The organism is Pseudomonas sp. NPDC089422, assembly GCF_044749405.1.
GTDB lineage: Bacteria > Pseudomonadota > Gammaproteobacteria > Pseudomonadales > Pseudomonadaceae > Aquipseudomonas.
Map to the genome: position 1 here is coordinate 391,812 of NZ_JBIVHW010000001.1, position 16,365 is coordinate 408,176.

Here is a 16,365-nt window from a genome sequence, read left to right on the forward strand (position 1 = left end):
ACTACGGGTGACGGTCAGCGGCGGCGGAACAGCGGCAGCGGCTCGTCGGTGGCGCCCTGGTAGGTCACCGAGAAGTCCTTCAGGCTCTGCAGCGCGTCTTCCGGGTCCTTGTCGGCACGGATGGCGAACGCGTCGAAGCCGCAGCGGGCCATGAAGAACAACTGGTCGCGCAACACGTCGCCGATGGCGCGCAGTTCGCCCTTGAAGCCGTAGCGGTCACGCAGCAGGCGAGCGTTGGAGTAGTTGCGCCCGTCGGTGAAGGCCGGGAAGTTCAGGGCGATGACCTGGAAGTGCTGCACGTCGTCGCCGATCTCTTCTGCTTGCTCGTCGCTGTCCAGCCACACGCCCAGGCCGCCGTCGCGGGCCTTGAGCACGTGGGCATGGTCGCGCCACATCTGCAGCGGGACGATGTAGTCGTCGCAGTTGCTCAGCTCGTCGAACGAGAAGTCCTTGGGCAGCAGGTGCCAGGTTTCGTCGACGATCTGGTTGTTCTTAATGATTCGCTGCATAGACGCGTTCCTTGAAGGGGTCGATGCCGATACGCTGGTAGGTGTCGATGAAACGCTCTTCCTCGGTACGTTGTTCGACGTACACGGCGATCAGCTTCTCGATCACATCGGCCATGTCATCCTGGGCGAAGGACGGGCCGAGGATCTTGCCCAGGCTTGCGTCGCGCGCGGCATTGCCGCCCAGCGATACCTGGTAGAACTCCTCGCCCTTCTTGTCCACCCCGAGGATGCCGATGTGGCCGACGTGGTGGTGGCCGCAGGCGTTCATGCAGCCAGAGATGTTCAGGTCGATCTCGCCGATGTCGAACAGGTAGTCCAGGTCGTCGAAACGGCGCTGGATGGATTCGGCGATCGGGATCGACTTGGCGTTGGCCAGCGAGCAGTAGTCACCGCCCGGGCAGCAGATGATGTCGGTCAGCAGGCCGATGTTCGGCGTGGCGAAGCCGCTCTCGCGCAGTTCCATCCACAGCGCGTGCAGCTGGCGCTGCTCGACGTCGGCGAGGATGATGTTCTGTTCGTGGGAGGTCCGCAGGAAGCCGAAGCTGTAGCGCTCGGCGAGGTCCGCCACGGCGTCCAGCTGCTTGTCGGTGAGGTCGCCAGGGGCAACGCCGGTCGGCTTGAGCGACAGGGTCACGGCCACGTAGCCAGGGCGCTTGTGGGCGCGGGTGTTGCGCGAGCGCCAGCGGGCGAAGCCTGGGAACTCGGCGTCCTGGGCGCTGTAGTCGACGTTGTCGAGGGCCAGGTACTCAGGGTCGACGAAGTGGCGCGAGACACGCTGGACTTCGGCTTCGGTCAGGGTGGTGCTGCCGCCGCGCAGGTGGGCCATTTCGGCCTCGACTTTCTCGGCGAACACTTCCGGGGTCAGTGCCTTGACCAGGATCTTGATCCGCGCCTTGTACTTGTTGTCACGGCGACCGTAACGGTTGTACACGCGCAGGATGGCGTCGAGGTAGCTGATCAGGTCCTGCCACGGCAGGAACTCGTTGATGAACGAGCCGACCACCGGGGTACGGCCCAGGCCACCACCGACCAGCACGCGGAAGCCCAGCTCGCCAGCGGCGTTGCGCACTGGCTCCAGGCCGATGTCGTGCACTTCGATGGCCGCGCGGTCTTCCTTCGAGCCGTTGATGGCAATCTTGAACTTGCGCGGCAGGTAGGCGAATTCCGGGTGGAAGGTGGTCCACTGGCGGACGATTTCGCACCATGGGCGCGGGTCGACGATTTCATCCGCGGCCACACCGGCGAACTGGTCGGTGGTGGTGTTGCGCAGGCAGTTGCCGCTGGTCTGGATCGCGTGCATCTGCACGGTGGCCAGTTCGGCGAGGATGTCCGGGATGTCTTCCAGCGCCGGCCAGTTGTACTGCACGTTCTGGCGGGTGGAAATGTGGGCATAGCCCTTGTCGTAGTCGCGGGCGATCTTGGCCAGGGTGCGAACCTGGTTGGCGTTCAGCTGGCCGTACGGCACGGCGACACGCAACATCGGCGCGAAACGTTGGATATAGAGGCCGTTCTGCAGGCGCAGAGGGCGGAATTCTTCTTCGCTCAGCTCACCGGCCAGGTAGCGGCGGGTCTGATCCCGGAACTGCTTGACGCGGTCCTCGATGATCCGCTGATCGTACTCGTCGTATACGTACATAAAAGTCCTGTCTCAGGCTGCATGCAGCTATTCGCGCGCACGGCCGCGCACTCCGGTTCGGAGCCGGGGAACGATAGCAGGTTGGGTTTATGCGCTAAAGTGATGTTTTTGCATATGAAAAGAACCAAAAGAACTAAGTGAGACTGACTGCCATTTGTTACCCCTGCGTGCGACAGGTTTATACTCGATGGTTTGTTTCAAAGGGTGTATCCGCATGCTCAAGGCGCTTTGCCAAAGCTTGTGCCTGAGCCTGCCACTGGCAGCCTCCGCTCAGGCCGCCTCGGTGGTCTTTCTCAACCCTGGCCACTCGGGCGAGACGTTCTGGACCAGCTACTCGCGTTTCATGCAGGCCGCCGCCGATGAACTGGGCATGACCCTGCGGGTGGAATACAGCGAGCGTGATGCCGCGCTGGCGATGAACCAGGCCCGGGCGATTCTCAAGGGGCCGCAGCGGCCGGACTACCTGGTACTGGTAAATGAACAGTACGTGGCGCCGGAGATCATCCGCCTCTCGCAGGGCACCGGGGTCAAGCTGTTTCTGGTCAACAACGGCCTCACCGCCAGCCAGGCCAGAAGCATCCAGGCCCAGCCCGACAGATACGGGCAGATACTCGGTACCCTGACCGCCAATGACGAGCAGGCGGGGTTTCGCATGCTGCACGAGATGGTCGCCTTGCTGCCGCGCGACAATGAGCCGATCGACCTGGTGGCCTTTGCCGGGGTCAAGACCACTCCGGCTTCCCAGTTGCGCGAGGAGGGCATGCGCCAGGCGTTGGCCGACTTCCCCCAGGTGCGCCTGCGCCAGGTGGTATACGGCGCCTGGAACCGCGAGCGCGCCTACGAGCAGGCGCAGCAATTGCTTCAGCGCTACCCGAATACCCGGCTGGTGTGGGCGGCCAACGACCAGATGGCTCTCGGTGCCATGCAGGCGTTCGAGGAAGCCGGGCGCAAGCCAGGGCGCGATGTGATGTTCGGCGCCGTCAACAGCTCGCCAGAAGCCTTGCGCGCGCGAATCGAAGGGCGCCTCGGCGTGTTGATGGGCGGGCACACCACGCTGGGCGGCTGGGCCATGGTGCTGCTGCACGACGATGCGCAGGGGCTGGAGGTGAATCGCGATGGCAAACGTGAGCACGTGCTGCCGGTGCTGCAGTCAATCGACAAGGCCAAGGCGCGGCGATGGCTGAAGCTGCTGGAACGGGACGACTACGGCGTCGATTTCCAGCATTACAGCGCCGAAGGGCGTCCGCCGAGCTACCAGTACCCGTTTCTGACGTCACCCGTCGACTATTGAAAGACCTTGCTTGAGAGAAGGGCACTGCTCGTCTTAACTGCTGGTGGTGAAGTGCATTCCCATAACCACTACAAGAGGCAATGCAATGGGAAACTCTACCAAGGTCCGCAAAGCTGACAGCAGTGTCGATGCCTGGGCGATCCTCTGCCTGATCGTCCTGGTGGTGGTCACTGCCGTGTATTGGGTCAGCCACCAGTGACTTGAAACTCAAGACCGTGAAGCCGCCAGAGCGCCTGCGGGAGGGATACCCGCAGGCGTTTTCGTTTTTGTAGAGCGCTCAGTGGGCCGTGAGGTGCAGGGCCAGTTGCACCAGGCCGATCAGCACGGCGATGAACACCAGGGTGAACAGCGTGCCCATCACGATGAAGTGGCTGGCCTTGCCGTGGGTGAAATCGCGGGCGCGGTTCTTGCCGCTCTGCACGCCGAAGGCGGCGGCGAGGATGCTGTGCAGCATCTGCCAGAAGGTTGGGGGTTTACCCTGGCTTGAATCGTCCATGGTGGCTCCTGAACAATCAGAGGCAATCAAGGACAGTGTAGGTGGCCTTTGGGGCTGCTGTGCAGCCCCAGCGGTCTTAGCTGTCGTAACCCAGGTTAGGCGCCAACCAGCGCTCGCTGACGCTGATGTCCTGACCCTTGCGTGCGCTGTAACGCTCGATCTGGTCCTTGTCGACCTTGCCCACGGCAAAGTACTGCGCCTGCGGGTGGGCGAAATACCAGCCGCTGACCGCCGCCGCCGGGAACATCGCGAAGTGCTCGGTCAGGAACACGCCGCTCGGCCCGGTTTCGCCGATGGCGGTGCCATCGAGCAGGCGGAACAGGGTTTCCTTCTCGGTGTGGTCCGGGCAGGCCGGGTAGCCCGGGGCAGGGCGGATGCCGCTGTACTGCTCCTTGATCAGCGCCTCGTTGTCCAGCTGCTCGCCGCGGGCATAGCCCCAGTGCTCCTTGCGCACCTGCTCGTGCAGCCACTCGGCACAGGCCTCGGCCAGGCGGTCGGCCAGGGCCTTGACCATGATCGAGCTGTAGTCGTCGCCCTTGTCCTGGTAAGCCTTGGCCACTTCCTCGGCGCCGATGCCGGCGGTGGTGATGAAACCACCGACGTAATCGGTCACGCCGCTGGCCTTCGGCGCGACGAAGTCGGCCAGGGACAGGTTCGGCTTGCCATCGGGCTTGATGGTCTGCTGACGCAGGTGGTGCAGGGTGGCCAGGGCCTGGCCGTCTTCGCCGTAGACTTCGATGTCGTCATCGGCAACCTGGTTGGCCGGCCAGAAGCCGAACACCGCGCGGGCGCTGATCAGCTTCTCGTCGATCAGCTTGTCGAGCATCTCGCGGGCATCCTTGTACAGCGCGGTGGCCGCTTCGCCGACCACTTCGTCGGTGAGGATGCGCGGGAACTTGCCGGCCAGGTCCCAGGAGATGAAGAACGGGGTCCAGTCGATGTACTCGGCCAGGGTGCGCAGGTCGATGTCATCCAGCACCTTGACGCCGGTGAAGGAGGGCACCGCTGGCTGGTAGCCGGCCCAGTCGTACTGCGGCTTGGCGGCGATGGCCTGGGCGTAGCTCAGGCGCTCGGTGCGGGCGCTGCGGTTGGCGGTGCGCTCGCGCACTTCCACGTAGTCCTGGCGGGTCTTCTCGACGAAGCCGGGCTTGAGTTCCTTGGACAGCAGCTGGGTAGCCACACCCACCGCACGCGAGGCGTCGGTGACGTAGACCACGGCGTCGTTGCTGTACTTGGGTTCGATCTTGACTGCGGTGTGCGCCTTGGAAGTGGTGGCGCCACCGATCATCAGCGGCAGGTGGAAGTCCTGGCGCTGCATTTCGCGGGCAACGTGGACCATCTCGTCCAGCGACGGGGTGATCAGGCCGGACAGGCCGATGATGTCGCACTTCTGTTCGCGGGCGGTCTGCAGGATCTTCTCGGCCGGTACCATCACGCCGAGGTCGACGATGTCGTAGCCGTTGCAGCCCAGTACCACGCCGACAATGTTCTTGCCGATGTCATGCACGTCACCCTTGACCGTGGCCATGAGGATCTTGCCCTTGGCTTCCGGCTTGTCGCCTTTCTCGGCTTCGATGAACGGGATCAGGTGCGCCACGGCCTGCTTCATCACCCGGGCCGACTTGACCACCTGCGGCAGGAACATCTTGCCGGCGCCGAACAGGTCGCCGACCACGTTCATGCCATTCATCAGCGGGCCTTCGATGACTTCGATCGGGCGTGCGCACTGCTGGCGGCATTCTTCGGTGTCTTCGACGATGAAGGCGGTAATGCCCTTGACCAGCGCGTGTTCCAGGCGCTTTTCAACGGGCAGCGAACGCCACTCTTCGTTTTCCACTTCCTTGGTCGCGCCGCCGCCCTTGTAGTCGTCGGCAATCGCCAGCAGGGCGTCGGTGCCGTGCGGGGTGCGGTTGAGCACCACGTCCTCGACCTTCTCGCGCAGCGCGGCCGGGATCTCGTCGTAGATCTCCAGCTGGCCGGCGTTGACGATGCCCATGGTCAGGCCGTTCTGGATCGCGTGGTAGAGGAACACCGAATGGATCGCCTCGCGCACCGGGTTGTTGCCGCGGAACGAGAACGACACGTTGGACACGCCGCCCGAGCTCAGTGCATGGGGCAGGTGATCACGGATGTAGGCACAGGCCTCGATGAAATCGACGGCGTAGTTGTTGTGCTCTTCGATGCCGGTGGCGACGGCGAAGATATTCGGGTCGAAGATGATGTCTTCCGGCGGGAAGCCTACTTCATTGACCAGGATGTCGTAGCTGCGCTGGCAGATTTCCTTCTTGCGCGCGGCAGTGTCGGCCTGGCCGACCTCGTCGAAGGCCATCACCACCACGGCGGCGCCATAGCGCTTGCACAGGCGGGCGTGGTGCTTGAACTGCTCGACGCCTTCCTTCATGGAGATCGAGTTGACAATGCCCTTGCCCTGGATGCACTTCAGGCCCGCCTCGATCACCTCCCATTTGGACGAGTCGATCATGATCGGCACGCGGGAGATGTCCGGCTCACCGGCGATCAGGTTGAGGAAGCGGACCATGGCGGCCTGGGAGTCGAGCATCCCTTCGTCCATGTTGATGTCGATCACCTGGGCGCCAGCCTCGACCTGCTGCAGGGCGACTTCCAGGGCCTCGGTGTAGTTCTCTTCACGGATCAGCCGGGCGAACTTGGCGGAGCCGGTGATGTTGGTGCGCTCGCCGACGTTGACGAACAGCGACTGGCGGTCGATGGTGAACGGCTCCAGGCCCGACAGGCGGCAAGCCTTGGCGATCTCCGGGATCTCGCGCGGCTTGTACTTGGCCACGGCCTCGGCGATGGCCTGGATGTGGCCCGGGGTGGTGCCGCAGCATCCGCCGATGATGTTGAGGAAGCCGCTGGCAGCAAATTCCTCGACCACCGCCGCCATCTCGGCCGGGGTTTCGTCGTATTCACCAAAGGCATTCGGCAGGCCGGCGTTGGGGTGGGCGGACACGTGGGTGTCGGCCTTGGTCGCCAGCTCTTCCAGGTAGGGGCGCAGGTCCTTGGCGCCGAGGGCGCAGTTCAGGCCCACGGAAATCGGCTTGGCGTGGCGCACCGAGTTCCAGAACGCTTCGGTGGTCTGGCCCGACAGGGTGCGGCCGGAGGCATCGGTGATGGTGCCGGAGATCATGATCGGCAGCTCGATGCCATCGTCCTCGAACACCTGTTGCACGGCGAAGATCGCTGCCTTGGCGTTGAGGGTGTCGAAGATGGTCTCGATCAGGATCAGGTCGGCGCCGCCCTCGATCAGGCCGCGGGTGGCCTCGATGTAGTTTTCCACCAGTTCGTCGAAGGTGACGTTGCGGTAGCCGGGGTCATTGACGTCCGGGGAAATCGAGCAGGTACGGCTGGTCGGGCCGAGCACGCCGGCGACGAAGCGTGGCTTGTCGGGGGTTTCCAGGGTCTTGGCATCGGCCACCTGGCGGGCGATGCGCGCACCCTCGACGTTCAGTTCGTAGACCAGCGATTCCATGCCGTAGTCGGCCTGGGAGATCTGCGTGGCATTGAAGGTGTTGGTTTCGAGGATATCGGCGCCGGCATCCAGGTAGGCTTTCTCGATCGCGGCGATCACGTCCGGGCGGCTGAGCAGCAGCAGGTCGTTGTTGCCTTTCACGTCGCTTGGCCAATCGGCGAAGCGCGTGCCACGATAGTCGTGTTCCTCGAGGCGATAGCTTTGGATCATAGTACCCATGCCGCCGTCGAGGATCAGGATGCGCTCTTTGAGTGCGTGCTGGAGTGCTTGGAGACGAGCGCTGCGGTCGGACATAGGAACTACCTGGTCGGGCAAATATCAGAAGGTGCCGAATCATAACAAAGCTGCGCAGTTTTTAGGCGCATTGCCTATTTGCATGAATTCTGTTCATGTTGAGCGGGCGCACTGCACGTTATGCAAACAGAGCACCCAAGGACGACCAGGCAAATCGTGATGGCTTTCAAAACCCAGGACTTTCCGCACATGGTGCATCGTATCCTTGTCAGCGTCTTCGCTCTGCTCATCAGCAGCGTGGCGTTCGGGCAAGCCCCCCAGTCGAGCCCGGTCATTTCCTACACCCGGGACATCCAGCCGATCTTCACCGAGAAATGCGTGGCCTGCCACGCCTGCAACGACGCCGCCTGCCAGCTCAAGCTGGAAAGCCCCGAAGGCGCGGTGCGCGGTGCCACCAAGGTGCCGGTGTACCAGGGCGAACGCAGCAAGGCCGTGCCCCCCACGCGGTTGTTCTACGACGCCCACAGTGAAGATGAATGGCGCAAGAAGGGCTTCTATTCGGTACTCGACAATCAGGGCAGCCAGGCGGCACTGATGGCGCGCATGCTCGAACTGGGGCACAAGACCCCGCTCACGCCCAACGCCAAGCTGCCCGAGGAGATCGTCCTGGGGCTCAACCGCAACAACATGTGCCCGCTGCCCGAAGAGTTCGACGCCTATGCCGGCGCCCACCCCAAGGAGGGCATGCCACTGGCCGTCACCGGCCTGACCGACAAGGAATACGACACGATGCGCCGCTGGCTGGCCGCCGGCGCGCCGGTCGAGTACCAGCCGATCCAGCCAAGTGCGGTCGAGGCCAGGCAGATCGCCGACTGGGAGGAGCTGCTCAATCGCCCGGGTTCCACCGAGGCGCTGGTCGCCCGCTGGCTGTACGAGCACCTGTTCCTGGCGCACATCTACTTCGTCGGCGGCGAGCAGGGCCACTTCTTCCAATGGGTGCGCTCGCGCACGCCAAGCGGCAAACCGGTCGACATCATCGCCACGCGCCGCCCCAACGACCCGCCAGGCACCGACTTCTATTACCGGCTGATTCCGGTGCAGGGCGTGATCGTGCACAAGACCCACATCACCTACCCGATGGGGCCGCAAAAGCTCAAGCGCGTGAAGCAGCTGTTCTACGCCGGCGACTGGCATGCCTCCGCGCTGCCGGGTTACGGCCCGCGCCACCGGGCCAACCCGTTCGAAACCTTCGAGGCGATTCCGGCGGTGGCGCGCTACCAGTTCATGCTGGATAACGCCGAGTACTTCGTGCGCACCTTCATTCGTGGGCCGGTGTGCCGCGGGCAGATCGCCACCGATGTGATTCGCGACAATTTCTGGGCGCTGTTCCAGGAACCGGCCCACGACCGCTACATCACCGATGCCAAGTACCGTGGTGAAGCCACGCCGCTGCTGGCGATGCCGGGCCAGATCGACGATGTCGGCAGCGTGCTGAACCTGTGGCATGCCTACCGCGACAAGCGCAACGATTACGAAAAACTGCGCCGCGAGGCCTATGCCGAAATGCCGGCGCCGGGCTGGGCAACCCTGTGGGCCGGCAACGACAACGCACTGCTGAGCATTTTCCGCCACTTCGACAGCGCCTCGGTGACCAAGGGCCTGATCGGTGACGTGCCGCTGACCGTGTGGCTGTTCGACTACCCGCTGTTCGAGCGCACCTATTACCAGCTGGCGGTCAACTTCGATGTGTTCGGCAACGTTTCGCACCAGTTGCAGACGCGCCTGTACTTCGACCTGATCCGCAACGGCGCCGAGGTCAACTTCCTGCGCCTGATGCCAGCCGACCAGCGTGGCAAGATCCTCGGCAGCTGGTACCAGAACAGCGGCAAGGTGAAGATGTGGCTGGACTACGAGGACATCGACACCGACACGCCGAGCGGCATCAAGCTCGACCCGCGCGACCCCAAGCGCGACTTTGGCCTGAAACTGCTGCAGCGCACCGGCAGCCTGAACGCTGCGCCAGACCCGATCAACCGCTGCACCGGCGCCTATTGCTCGCGGCCGCAGATGAGCGAGGAATTCCGCAACGTCGAGCAGTCGCTGAGCCGCCTGGTGTCGCGCCCGGCCGCCGGCCTGAAGGTGATCGGCCAGTTGCCCGAGGCGACCATGCTGCGCATCGAAGGCGAGGGCGGCCAGCGCCAGGTCTACAGCCTGCTGCGCAACCGCGCGCACAGCAACGTGGCGTTCCTGCTTGGCGAGGCGTACCGCTACCAGCCGGGGCTGGACACCCTGACTCTGTACCCGGGCGTGCTCAGCAGTTACCCGAACTTCATCTTCAACATCCCGGCCAAGGACGTGCCGGAATTTGTCGAGGACATGGAGTACGCCAAGGATGACCCGGCGAAGTTCGAGCGCATCGTCATGCGCTGGGGTGTGCGCCGCAGCCACCCGGAGTTCTGGCGCTACTTCCATGACCTCAGCACCTACATCAAGGAAACCGAACCGGTGGAGGACGGGGTGCTGGACATGAACCGCTACGAGAACCTCTGATCGGGTCGACTGACCTTTGCGAATACGCTGCGGTCGGAACCGGTAGGTGGTCCGGAGGCTGTTACAGCCTCCGGGCCTCAATGCACCGGCAATCGCAGGTATTCCATGCTGTATTCGCTTCAGGCACTGCGGGCGTTCGCCGCCTGGGTGGTGGTCTGCCACCATTTCATGCAGATCTTCTTCGACTTCCATGCCACCGGCCCCATCGGCCAACTGCTTACCGACCGTGGCGCCGTGGGCGTCGACATCTTCTTCGTCATCAGCGGCCTGGTGATCTACCTCTCGACCCGCGACAAGCCCATGGAGCCGCGCCAGTTCCTGCTCAACCGGGCCCTGCGCATCGTCCCGGCCTACTGGTTCTACACCGCGCTGATGGCGGCGCTGCTGCTGGCCTTCAGCCAATGGATGCCGCACCAGGCCTTCAACTGGCATCACCTGCTGCTGTCGCTGCTGTTCATCCCGGCGGAAAACCCCGGCGGTTACGGTCTGTACCCGACCCTGAACGTGGGCTGGACGCTGAATTTCGAGATGTTCTTCTACCTGTTGTTCGGCCTGGCCTTCCTGGTGCGCCAGCGCCACCACCTGCTGCTGGTGACTGCTGCGCTGCTGCTGGTCAGTGAAGTGCTCGGCCGCATGGGCGTGCTAAGCCGCTTCTACAACAACGACATCATTTACGAGTTCCTGCTGGGCATCGGCCTGGGCGTGATCCATCGTCGCGGCCTGATCCGCGAGGGCCTGTGGCTGCCGCTGGCGGTGCTGGGGGTGGCAGGCTATGCGATCTATCACCTGGACGCTTCGCAACGCCTGCTGCACTGGGGCGTGCCAAGCGCCATGATCGTGCTTGCGTTCATTGCCCTGGAGCCGTACTTCAAGGGCAACCGCCTGCTCAAGGCGCTGGGCGACTGTTCCTACTCGGTGTACCTGATCCACGTGCTGGTGCTGTATGCCGGCTGGTTCGCCAGCCAGCGCCTGCGGCTGAACCCGTACCTGGTGTTCGCCGTGTGCGTGCCGTCCATTGGACTAATGTCGTGGTTCAGCTATCAGTGGCTGGAGCGCGGGCTGTACCGGCGGATGCAGGCCTGGCTCGCGGCGCCACGGGAGCAAACTCACGAATTTGCGCTTTCCCGAGTCAAATACTAGGACTTTGTACAAAGGCCAGGTTGGCGTACACTTGGCCGCAAGTCTGTGAGGAACTTCCATGAGCGCTATAACCATTACTGACGCCGCCCATGATTACCTGGCCGATCTGCTCTCCAAGCAGAACACGCCTGGCATCGGCATCCGCATTTTCATCACCCAGCCGGGCACCCAGTACGCCGAGACCTGCATCGCCTACTGCAAGCCGGGCGAAGAGAAGCCCGACGACGAGCCGGTCGGCCTGAAGAGTTTCACCGCCTACCTCGACGCGGTCAGCGTGCCGTTCCTGGAAGACGCGCTGGTCGACTACGCCACCGACCGCATGGGCGGCCAGCTGACCATCAAGGCGCCGAACGCCAAGGTGCCGATGGTCAACGAAGACAGCCCGATCAACGAGCGTATCAACTACTACCTGCAGACCGAGATCAACCCGGGCCTGGCCAGCCACGGCGGCCAGGTGAGCCTGGTGGACGTGGTCGACGACGGTATCGCCGTGCTGCAGTTCGGTGGCGGCTGCCAAGGCTGCGGCCAGGCCGACGTGACCCTCAAGGAAGGCATCGAGCGCACCCTGCTCGAGCGCATTCCGGAACTCAAGGGCGTGCGTGACGTGACTGACCACAGTCAGAAAGAGAACGCCTACTACTGATCTTTCCAGGTCAAGGCCTAGCAACAAAGTGTTACGGTTTCAACCCCTGCGACAACAGGCCGCAGCCCGTATTCAAAGGGCTGCGGGCCATCAGCGCCTTGGTCGGGTAGAAGCCCACCGGGTGTCATGCCAGAATGCCCCGGTTTTTCGACCGGCCCGTCCCGAGGGCCGGCACCTTCCCTCTAAAGGATGGTTTCATGAATGATCAGTTTACCCGGCGCGCGGTTATCGCCGGGATGGGCGTTCTCGGGCTCGGCCTGCTGGCAGGCTGCAACCCGGCCCGGGGGCTTGAGTTCAAGTACGGCAAGAACATGAGCAACGAGATCCTTGGGCGCAAGTTCAGCCTCAAGGACCCCCAGGGCAATGTCCGCACTTTGTCGAGCTTCTACGGCAGCATGCCTATGATCTTTTTCGGTTTCACCCAGTGCCCGGCCGTCTGCCCGACCACCCTGGCGCGTGCGGCACAGATCAAGAAGCTGCTCAGGGGCCGTGATCGCGAGATCTTCCAGGTGGTGTTCATCACCCTGGATCCGGAGCGCGACACCCCCGAGGTACTCGACGCCTACGTGAAGGCTTTCGACCCGTCGTTCACCGCCCTGACCGGCACCCCGGAAGAAATCGCCGCGGTGGCCAAGGAGTTCAAGGTGTTCTACGAGAAGGTCCCGGCCGGTGACACCTACACCATCTCTCACTCGTCCACCAGCTACGTCTACGATACACGTGGCACCCTGCGCCTGAGCCTGGGCCATTCGCTGAATGCCAAGGAATGCGCTGAAGACCTGGCAACCCTGATGGAGATCTGCTGAATGTCGATGCAACCAATCAAGCGCGGCCTGGCCGCCCTGGTACTGGTGGGCCTGGCCCTGCCGGCCCTGGCGCAGACCACCGTGAGCGACGCCTGGGTACGCGCCAGCGTGCCGCACCAGCCGTCCACTGGCGCCTTCATGTCCCTGACCGCCAGCACCGACAGCAAGCTGGTCGGTGTTGCTTCGCCGGTGGCCAAGACCGTGCAGGTGCACGAGATGACCATGAACGGCGACGTGATGGGCATGAAGGAAGTGAAGGCCGTGGATCTGCCTGCGGGCAAGCCGGTAAGCCTGGACCCCAACGGGTACCACGTGATGCTGATGGGCCTGACCCAGCAGGTTAAAGAAGGCGAGAAAGTACCGCTGACCCTGACCATCGAAGATGCCAAGGGCGCCAAGGAAACCGTCGAGGTGCAGGCAGAAGTGCGCCCACTCAACGCCGAGGCCGGCGGTGGGCATGACCACATGCACATGAACCACTGACCGACTGACCGACTGACCGACTGACCGACTAAAGGGCCGCCGCAACAGCGGCCCTTTTTCATGTGCAGCGCGCTTCAGCTACGGAAGCGTGGCAGCGGCCTTTCAAGCGTCAGTGAGGTCAGGGTCTTGCGGACCTGGGCCTCATCAGCCTCCAGCGCTTTCAGGCTGGCGCGGATCTTGCCCGCAGCGGGCACATCGCCCTGGCGGTCGATCCAGTCGGCAATTTCCTTGCAGGCACTGCTCAGGCAGGCTTGGCGCTGGTTCATCAGCGATATCAGGGTGGTGAGCTCTCTTTCGGACATGACAGATCCTCCGTTCTGCTCTGTCAGTGTAGCAGTGGCTGGCCAGCTTGCCTGAGGCCTGGCGTCACAGGCGCTAGCTGTGCAGGCAGGCGCTGCGATAGGCGCCCGGCGTCACGCCAAAGGCCTGCTTGAACTGCCGGCTCAAATGGCTCTGGTCGGCAAAACCCAGGGTAAAGGCTACGTCAGAGGCCGCCAGGCCGCTTTTCAGAAATTCCCGTGCTCGCGCCAGGCGCCGTTGCTTCAGCCAGGCATGGGGCGGCAGGCCCGTGGCCTGGCGGAACACCCGGGCAAAGTGGAACGGCGAAAGATTGACCGCAGCGGCCAGGGCTTCCAGCGACGGCGGGTCCGCCAACTGGCTTTCCAGCAGCTCCCGCGCACGCGCTACCGCCAGCGGTTCGTTGCCGGGGGAGGTGGGTTCCGGACAATGGCCGTGGCGCTGCACCAGTGCCAGCACCGCCTGGCGCCAGGCGGTCTGTTGCTCCAGGGCGCTGGCGCCGGCTTCCGACAGCTGATGCAGCTGGCTGAAGGCCCGCGCCAGGGCCGGGTCCTGGATCACACTGTCCTTGAAGCGCGGCATGCCGTGCCGGCCCAGTTCCAGTTCGTCCAGCACGCCAGTCACCCGTTCATGCTCCGGATAGAAACCCCGGTAGCGCCAGCCGGCTTCGTGGGCGGTGGCGCCGGTGTGCAGTTCGTCCGGGTTGATCAGCACCATGCTGCCGACCGGCGCCAGGTGCTCGCTGCCACGGTGCCAGAAGCGCTGCGCCCCCGACTCGATCACGGTGAACACATAGCCTTCATGCACATGAGGGGCGAAGCGCTGCTGAAAGTAGCGCGCGTGCAGCATCTCGACGTCGCCGAGGGCCGGCGCCTGCCAGAGGTGGGTCTGTTCGCGCAGGGGCGTGCTCATGCCAGCCAGCTGCGCAGCAGGAAGAAGATCAACATGCTCACCAGCATGCTCAGCAACACGCTGCGGGTCAACAGCACCAGCGCAACGGCCACCAGCGCGCCAAGCAGATAGGGGTTGAGCGGGCTCAGGTCGAGCTGGTGGCCGGGCAGGAAGATGATCGGCCCACAGATCGCCGTGAGCATGCCGGGCACGGCAAAGCCGAGGAACTGCCGGGCGTTCGAGCTCAGGCGCAAGGGCAGGCGCGGTTCCAGGAAGGCGTAGCGGTTGAGGAATACCACGGCGCCCATGGCGAAAATCAGCAGCCAGATCATGGGCGGCCTCCGGTGAATTTCTGGCAGACGAAGCCAGCAGCCATGCCCAGCAGGCCGGCGGCGACCAAGGCTGTTTCCCAGTGCCAGTAGCTGAACAGCACCGAGCAGAACAGCGACACCGCCACGCACACCACAGTGGCAAGGTTGCGCACCAATGGCGCGATCAGCGCGACGAAGGTGGCGACGATGGAGAAGTCCAGACCAAGCTGGTCGAGGTGCGGGATGTTCTGGCCCAGCACGATGCCGGCCAGGGTGAACAGGTTCCAGGCGACGTAGAAGGTCAGGCCCACGCCCAGGGCGTACCAGCGATTGAACTGCTGCTGGTCGTAGTGGCTGGTGAGGGCGAAGAATTCGTCGGTGAGCAGGAAGCCCAGGCCCAGTCGCCAGCGCAACGGCTGGTTGGACAGCACCGGGCGCATGGACAGGCCATAGAGCAGGTGCTGGGACGTCAGCAGCAGGGTCGTGAGCAGGATCGACAGCAGGTTGGCGCCGCCCTTGAGCATGCCGATGGCCACCAGCTGCGCGGCACCGGCGAAGACGATCGCCGACAGCCCCTGGCCTTGCCAGGCGCTGAGGTTGGCCTCGATGGCCATGGAGCCGGCGAGCAGGCCCCAGGGGGCGACGGCCAGGGACAGCGGCAGGATGGCGATGGCGCCGTGCAGAAAAGCTTGGCGAGCGATGGGGGGACTGCTGGGCATGATGGCTGCGACACATTTTGCGAGGTAGGGCAGCATGACAGAGCCACGGGGCGGATGGCTTGAACGATCTTGCTTGTTTGCTGGCTGTGCCGGCCCTGTCGGCGGTACAGGGCAAGCGCTCAGCGGCGACTGCTCAGCCGATGCTGCGCCGCCACGCAGCCATTGATGTCCACGGCCTTCTGCAGCAGTGCCTGGCGGTGCTGTGGGTCGAGCTCGCCCAGCAGCCGGTAGATCTCGGCCTGGTAGTCGCGCTGGCGCCCCCACTGCATCTGCAGGCCCTGCGGATGGTCGCGGCTGCAGGCCAGGCGTGCGGCTGGCTGCGGGTAGTAAGGCGCGTACAGGGTCGCCATGCTCGGGATCGCTTCGAGGTCTTCGCGGTAGGCCTGGCTGGCATTGTAGGGCGGGCACCAGGTGGCAATTGCAGTCGCTGGCGGTGCAAAGCCCTGTTTCAGGCTGGCTTCCAGCAGCGGGCAGGCGGCATCGGCGATCTGTGCAGCTGGCAGGTAGGTGGTGTAGTACAGCGCCAGGCGATACTGCGCCACCGGGTGGCCAAGCTCTACCGATTTTTTCAGCAGGGCCACGGCCGTCGGCAGGGTGTGTGCCAGCGCCCGGCCCTGGCGGTTGAGCTCCGGGTCGACGCCCATGGCGGTGCGCAGGGTGCTGTTGTCATCTGGCGTGTCGGCCTGCTCCAGCAGCGGCAGCGCCTGGCGGTAAAGCAGGTCGGCGTGTGGGTCGATACGTACTTCGAGGGCGTTTGCGGCCACCGGAGCCAGCGTGATGAACAGTGCCGATGCCAGAGCGACGCGGCTCACAGGCAAGCCCCGTGCAATGAACGGCGCCGGCAGGCTGCCAGGTACGAGAGGGCGGCT

At 64.0% G+C, this 16,365-nt stretch carries 15 protein-coding genes; 6 read left to right on the plus strand and 9 right to left on the minus strand.

Going from position 1 to position 16,365, the window contains the following annotated elements:
- Positions 1–14 precede the first annotated feature (14 nt).
- Both ACIPZ8_RS01790 and ACIPZ8_RS01795 read right to left on the minus strand, forming a co-directional pair.
- A complete protein-coding gene (locus ACIPZ8_RS01790; protein ID WP_027919848.1) occupies positions 15–509 on the minus strand; it encodes a DUF934 domain-containing protein in 495 nt (164 codons plus the stop codon).
- Positions 493–2,145, minus strand: a complete 1,653-nt coding sequence (locus ACIPZ8_RS01795) for a nitrite/sulfite reductase (protein ID WP_400719297.1) — start codon at positions 2,143–2,145, stop codon at positions 493–495. The genes ACIPZ8_RS01790 and ACIPZ8_RS01795 overlap by 17 nt, the downstream gene beginning before the upstream one ends.
- A gap of 214 nt (positions 2,146–2,359) precedes the next feature.
- Here ACIPZ8_RS01795 and ACIPZ8_RS01800 point away from each other — a divergent pair, with 214 nt between their 5' ends.
- A complete protein-coding gene (locus ACIPZ8_RS01800) occupies positions 2,360–3,436 on the plus strand; it encodes an ABC transporter substrate-binding protein (RefSeq protein ID WP_400719298.1) in 1,077 nt (358 codons plus the stop codon).
- 277 nt (positions 3,437–3,713) lie between these two features.
- Here ACIPZ8_RS01800 and ACIPZ8_RS01805 read toward each other — a convergent pair whose 3' ends face one another.
- The gene (locus ACIPZ8_RS01805) at positions 3,714–3,932 is read right to left on the minus strand and encodes a DUF2970 domain-containing protein (RefSeq protein ID WP_103448030.1); all 219 of its coding nucleotides are present in this window, start codon (positions 3,930–3,932) and stop codon (positions 3,714–3,716) included.
- 76 nt (positions 3,933–4,008) lie between these two features.
- Complete coding sequence (metH, locus tag ACIPZ8_RS01810; protein ID WP_400719299.1) at positions 4,009–7,716, minus strand: methionine synthase; 3,708 nt, start codon at positions 7,714–7,716, stop codon at positions 4,009–4,011.
- A 189-nt stretch (positions 7,717–7,905) separates the two neighbouring features.
- Here metH and ACIPZ8_RS01815 point away from each other — a divergent pair, with 189 nt between their 5' ends.
- The 5 genes from ACIPZ8_RS01815 to ACIPZ8_RS01835 all read left to right on the plus strand — a co-directional run bounded on the left by ACIPZ8_RS01815 (position 7,906) and on the right by ACIPZ8_RS01835 (position 13,278).
- Positions 7,906–10,206 (plus strand): fatty acid cis/trans isomerase, encoded by a 2,301-nt coding sequence (locus ACIPZ8_RS01815; RefSeq protein WP_400719732.1) that lies wholly within the window; start codon positions 7,906–7,908, stop codon positions 10,204–10,206.
- Positions 10,207–10,311: 105 nt separating this feature from the next.
- Positions 10,312–11,346 carry an acyltransferase family protein gene (locus ACIPZ8_RS01820; RefSeq protein WP_400719300.1) on the plus strand — a complete coding sequence of 345 codons (1,035 nt, stop codon included), beginning with the start codon at positions 10,312–10,314 and terminating at the stop codon, positions 11,344–11,346.
- A gap of 58 nt (positions 11,347–11,404) precedes the next feature.
- Positions 11,405–11,989: a Fe-S biogenesis protein NfuA gene (nfuA, locus tag ACIPZ8_RS01825; RefSeq protein WP_016393607.1), complete on the plus strand. Its 585-nt coding sequence runs from the start codon at positions 11,405–11,407 to the stop codon at positions 11,987–11,989.
- Positions 11,990–12,186: 197 nt separating this feature from the next.
- Complete coding sequence (locus ACIPZ8_RS01830) at positions 12,187–12,795, plus strand: SCO family protein (protein WP_400719301.1); 609 nt, start codon at positions 12,187–12,189, stop codon at positions 12,793–12,795.
- Positions 12,796–13,278, plus strand: a complete 483-nt coding sequence (locus tag ACIPZ8_RS01835; protein ID WP_400719302.1) for a copper chaperone PCu(A)C — start codon at positions 12,796–12,798, stop codon at positions 13,276–13,278.
- Positions 13,279–13,352: 74 nt separating this feature from the next.
- Here the strand turns inward: ACIPZ8_RS01835 and ACIPZ8_RS01840 are convergent, their stop codons facing one another.
- From ACIPZ8_RS01840 to ACIPZ8_RS01860, 5 genes are all read right to left on the minus strand, one after another.
- Positions 13,353–13,580 (minus strand): hypothetical protein, encoded by a 228-nt coding sequence (locus ACIPZ8_RS01840; protein ID WP_012313790.1) that lies wholly within the window; start codon positions 13,578–13,580, stop codon positions 13,353–13,355.
- Positions 13,581–13,653: 73 nt separating this feature from the next.
- A complete protein-coding gene (locus tag ACIPZ8_RS01845) occupies positions 13,654–14,487 on the minus strand; it encodes an AraC family ligand binding domain-containing protein (protein WP_400719303.1) in 834 nt (277 codons plus the stop codon).
- The gene (locus ACIPZ8_RS01850) at positions 14,484–14,798 is read right to left on the minus strand and encodes an AzlD domain-containing protein (RefSeq protein WP_027919859.1); all 315 of its coding nucleotides are present in this window, start codon (positions 14,796–14,798) and stop codon (positions 14,484–14,486) included. Before ACIPZ8_RS01850 ends, ACIPZ8_RS01845 begins: the two co-directional genes overlap by 4 nt.
- Positions 14,795–15,496 carry an AzlC family ABC transporter permease gene (locus ACIPZ8_RS01855; protein WP_110632103.1) on the minus strand — a complete coding sequence of 234 codons (702 nt, stop codon included), beginning with the start codon at positions 15,494–15,496 and terminating at the stop codon, positions 14,795–14,797. Before ACIPZ8_RS01855 ends, ACIPZ8_RS01850 begins: the two co-directional genes overlap by 4 nt.
- Before the next feature lie 119 nt (positions 15,497–15,615).
- Positions 15,616–16,314 (minus strand): sel1 repeat family protein, encoded by a 699-nt coding sequence (locus ACIPZ8_RS01860; protein WP_400719304.1) that lies wholly within the window; start codon positions 16,312–16,314, stop codon positions 15,616–15,618.
- Between the last annotated feature and the right edge of the window lie 51 nt (positions 16,315–16,365).

Coding starts and splice junctions, on each gene's coding strand:
- ACIPZ8_RS01790 (WP_027919848.1), bottom strand. CDS start 509: ATGCAGCGAATCATTAAGAACAACCAGATCGTCGACGAAACCTGGCAC.
- ACIPZ8_RS01795 (WP_400719297.1), bottom strand. CDS start 2,145: ATGTACGTATACGACGAGTACGATCAGCGGATCATCGAGGACCGCGTC.
- ACIPZ8_RS01800 (WP_400719298.1), top strand. CDS start 2,360: ATGCTCAAGGCGCTTTGCCAAAGCTTGTGCCTGAGCCTGCCACTGGCA.
- ACIPZ8_RS01805 (WP_103448030.1), bottom strand. CDS start 3,932: ATGGACGATTCAAGCCAGGGTAAACCCCCAACCTTCTGGCAGATGCTG.
- metH (WP_400719299.1), bottom strand. CDS start 7,716: ATGTCCGACCGCAGCGCTCGTCTCCAAGCACTCCAGCACGCACTCAAA.
- ACIPZ8_RS01815 (WP_400719732.1), top strand. CDS start 7,906: ATGGTGCATCGTATCCTTGTCAGCGTCTTCGCTCTGCTCATCAGCAGC.
- ACIPZ8_RS01820 (WP_400719300.1), top strand. CDS start 10,312: ATGCTGTATTCGCTTCAGGCACTGCGGGCGTTCGCCGCCTGGGTGGTG.
- nfuA (WP_016393607.1), top strand. CDS start 11,405: ATGAGCGCTATAACCATTACTGACGCCGCCCATGATTACCTGGCCGAT.
- ACIPZ8_RS01830 (WP_400719301.1), top strand. CDS start 12,187: ATGAATGATCAGTTTACCCGGCGCGCGGTTATCGCCGGGATGGGCGTT.
- ACIPZ8_RS01835 (WP_400719302.1), top strand. CDS start 12,796: ATGTCGATGCAACCAATCAAGCGCGGCCTGGCCGCCCTGGTACTGGTG.
- ACIPZ8_RS01840 (WP_012313790.1), bottom strand. CDS start 13,580: ATGTCCGAAAGAGAGCTCACCACCCTGATATCGCTGATGAACCAGCGC.
- ACIPZ8_RS01845 (WP_400719303.1), bottom strand. CDS start 14,487: ATGAGCACGCCCCTGCGCGAACAGACCCACCTCTGGCAGGCGCCGGCC.
- ACIPZ8_RS01850 (WP_027919859.1), bottom strand. CDS start 14,798: ATGATCTGGCTGCTGATTTTCGCCATGGGCGCCGTGGTATTCCTCAAC.
- ACIPZ8_RS01855 (WP_110632103.1), bottom strand. CDS start 15,496: ATGCCCAGCAGTCCCCCCATCGCTCGCCAAGCTTTTCTGCACGGCGCC.